The sequence below is a fragment of the Azospirillum sp. B506 genome (genome assembly GCF_000333595.1).
Classification (GTDB): Bacteria; Pseudomonadota; Alphaproteobacteria; order Azospirillales; family Azospirillaceae; genus Azospirillum.
The window spans coordinates 1-3625 of record NZ_BADK01000837.1 but is presented as its reverse complement, the minus strand read 5'-3'; the positions used below and the strand labels follow the sequence as shown (position 1 = coordinate 3625).

The following is a 3625-nucleotide window of genomic DNA, read 5'->3' as shown; positions in this document are numbered from 1 at the left end:
CGGCGCTCCAGGCCCAAAGGGCAGCAACGCATAGGCGATCAGGCTCCAGGGCATGACCCAGAAGGAGGTGATGGGAATCGCGATCAGGTTCGACAGCACGCCATAGAAGGCGATCTGCTGAAAATGAAGAGCGAGAAGGGCAAGGTCGCCAGCGTGGCCACCACGCTGGTCAGCAGGATCCCGCCGACATAGAACAGGCCGCGCACCAGCCAGCCGGCATCGCGCCGCCACTCCGCCAGCCGGACGCTGCCGCGCTCGAATGCGGCGATCAGCGCCACCACCGCGGCGAAGGACATCTGGAAGCTCGGCCCCAGCATTCCCTCCGGATCCATCGCCACGGTGACCAGGCCGGCGAAGGCGACCAGACGCATGCTCAGCGGATGGCGATCCAGCATGATCGCCCCCATAACCATGCCGGTCATCAGCACCGACCGCACCGTCGGCAAGGGCGCCCCCACCAACAGCGTGTAGGCGAGCGCCGACAGGATGCCGAACAGCGCCGCGATCTTCTTGATCGGCCATCGCAACGCGACGTACGGCACCGCCGCGAACAGCGCCCGCACCACATAGAACAGGATACCCGCGGCGATGCCGACATGCAGGCCGGAGATCGACAGCAGATGCGCCAACCCGCTGTTGCGGAAGTCGTCCATCGTCGATTCCGGAATCCCGAATTCCTCGCCGTTCAACAGCGCGGTGGTGACGCTCGCCTCGACCGGATCGCCGATGGCCGCTGCGACCCGCCCGGCAATGACGCCGCGCGCCTGCTCGAAGGCGACGGCAATCACGCTCCAGCCGGTTACCGGCGGCGCCTCCACCAGCTCGGCGGGGCCGGTGGCAAAACCGGTCGCGCCCAGCCCCATGAACCAGGCGCGCCGCTGGAAGTCGAAAGAGCCGGGTTCGGCCGGCGCCTGCGGCGGCAGCAGCGTCGCCCGCAACCGCACCACCGATCCGGGCGCTGGCGCCGGGAAGCGATCCGACAGGCGGATGCGCAAGGAGGCTGGCGTCCGATCCGGCATCAGCTTGCTGACCGTGGCGTCCCGCAAGGTGATCCGCGTCGCTCCCGGCCGCCGCTCGACCGCCATAACCCGGCCGGTAACGATCGCCGCCGCAACGCTGTGGCTCAATGCCGGCGCCGCCACGCGATAGCTGTGCGCCTGCGCCACCAGGAATCCAGCCGCCAGCATCAGCAGCGCCATCGCTGCGCCTGCTGCTGCCAGCCGCCGCCGCACCGCCATCAACAGTGCGGCGCACCCGGCAACCGCCGCAACGCCGGACCACCAGGCCGGCTCCTGTCGTAACCCGAAATACAGCGATACCCCCGCCCCGAAGGCGACCGGCAGCCACAGAACCCAGCGCTCTCCCTCGGCCTCGGCCAGTGCCGCGAGTCGCCCGAACGCGCGCACTGACAGTCGCCGCCAGCGTCCGCCGAGTGCAGGCGGATCGTCGGTGTCCTCCTCCGGCCAGCCTGCGGCGGTCACCGCCAGCGGCTTCCTGATGCAGCGATGCCTTCCGCGACTCCCTCAACGACCGTCCATGCGCGCATCGCATTGCCTCCAAGCCCGGTGGCTGTGTTAAACCTCGGTGTCGAACCACCGGCGCATCATACCAGCGCCGAACCGGAAATTGAGAGACCGATGACCGTCGTCACCCGCTTCGCTCCGTCGCCGACCGGCTTTCTGCACATCGGCGGTGGCCGCACCGCCCTGTTCAACTGGCTGTACGCCCGCAACACCGGCGGCAAGTTCCTGCTGCGGATCGAAGACACCGACCGGCAACGCTCTACCGACGCGGCGGTCGACGCCATCCTCGATGGCCTGAAGTGGCTGGGCCTGGACTGGGACGGCGACGCCGTCAGCCAGTTCGAGCGCAAGGACCGCCATGCCGAGGTGGCACACCAGATGCTGGCCGCCGGCAAAGCTTATCGCTGCTATTGCAGCCCGGAAGAGCTGGAGGAGATGCGCGCCGCCCAGAAGGCGGCCGGACTGCCGGTGCGCTATGACGGACGCTGGCGCGACCGGCCCGAGTCCGACGCCCCGGCGGGCGTGGCGCCGGTGATCCGGCTGAAGGCGCCGCAGGAGGGCCAGACCGTTCTGAACGACCTCGTCCAGGGCGAGGTGACGGTGCAGAATGCCCAGTTGGACGACCTGATCCTGCTGCGCGCCGACGGCACGCCGACCTATCTGCTGGCGGTGGTGGTGGACGACCACGATATGGGCGTCACCCACGTCATCCGCGGCGACGACCATCTGACCAACACCTTCCGCCAGATCCAGATCTTCAATTCCATGGGTTGGGACCTGCCGCGCTTCGGCCATATCCCGCTGATCCACGGTCCCGACGGTGCCAAGCTGTCCAAGCGTCATGGCGCGCTGGGCGTCGATGCCTATCGCGACATGGGCTATCTGCCGGAAGCCATCCGCAATTACCTGCTGCGCCTCGGCTGGTCGCATGGTGACGACGAGATCATCTCGACCGAACAGGCGATCGAGTGGTTCAACCTGGAAAACATCGGCCGTTCGGCGTCCCGCTTCGACTTCGCCAAGCTGGAGAACCTGAACGCCCACTACATGCGGCAGGCCGACGATAGCCGGCTGCTCGGACTGATCACGCCGCGGCTGGAGGCCGATCTTGGACGCGCCCTGACAGACGCCGAACGCGAACTTCTGACGCGGGCNATGGATGGCCTGAAGCAGCGCGCCCGTACCGTCGTCGATCTGGCGCAGAGCGCACGCTTCTATGTTGCGCCGCAACCGCTCAGCTACGATGAAAAGGCAACGGCGCTGCTGGATGAAAAGGGCCGCACCCTGTTGAAGGAGCTGGCCGCCGCTTTCACCGCTGAGCCGGAATTCACTGCCGCTGCGCTGGAATCGCAGGTCCGTGCCTTCGCCGAGGCTCGGGGCGAGAAGCTGGGCAAGGTGGCGCAGCCGCTGCGTGCCGCGCTGACCGGGTCGACGGTATCTCCGCCGATCTTCGAGGTGGCCGAACTGCTGGGCCGCGAAGCGACGCTTTCTCGCATCCGCGATGCAGCGGGTGCAGCATAATGGTCATTTCCGTGCGTTGCCATCAGGCAGCCTTGGAACTATGCTGCGCCGACGAAAAAAGGGCGCCAAGCCCGACCCTCAACGATAAGGACGTGCCGAGATGACCCAGACTGAGGACGGCAAGGACACCGTAACCCTCATCGACAATAAGACGGGCAAGCAGGTCACGATGCCGATCATGCACGGCAGCGTCGGGCCGAGCGTGATCGACATCCGCAAGCTCTACGCCGCGACCGGCTATTTCACCTACGATCCGGGCTTCACCTCCACGGGCAGCTGCGAATCGGGCATCACCTACATCGACGGCGACGAGGGTGTTCTGCTGCACCGCGGCTACGCCATCGACGAGCTGGCCGAGCACTCGACTTTCCCGGAAGTCTGCTTCCTTCTGCTCAACAACCACCTGCCGACCGCGGCCGAGCGCACGGAGTTCGAGAACATCCTGCGCCGCCACTCGATGGTGCATGAGCAGCTGACCAAGTTCTACAGCGGCTTCCGCCGTGACGCCCACCCGATGGCGATCATGTGCGGCGTCGTCGGCGCCCTGTCGGCCTTCTATCACGACTCGCTGGACATCAACG

The 3625-nt window shown here is 66.9% G+C and carries 2 protein-coding genes and 1 pseudogene; 2 read left to right on the top strand and 1 reads right to left on the bottom strand.

The window, feature by feature from the left end:
* A pseudogene (locus I71_RS26095) lies at positions 1–1238 on the bottom strand (ComEC/Rec2 family competence protein); the annotation flags it as partial.
* A gap of 399 nt (positions 1239–1637) precedes the next feature.
* Here I71_RS26095 and gltX point away from each other — a divergent pair.
* Both gltX and I71_RS26085 read left to right on the top strand, forming a co-directional pair.
* On the top strand, positions 1638–3044 hold the full coding sequence (gltX, locus tag I71_RS26090; protein WP_042700807.1) for a glutamate--tRNA ligase: 1407 nt from the start codon (positions 1638–1640) through the stop codon (positions 3042–3044).
* Between the two features lie 100 nt (positions 3045–3144).
* Positions 3145–3625: citrate/2-methylcitrate synthase (locus tag I71_RS26085; RefSeq protein WP_042700804.1), on the top strand; the 481-nt coding region annotated here is incomplete at its 3' end.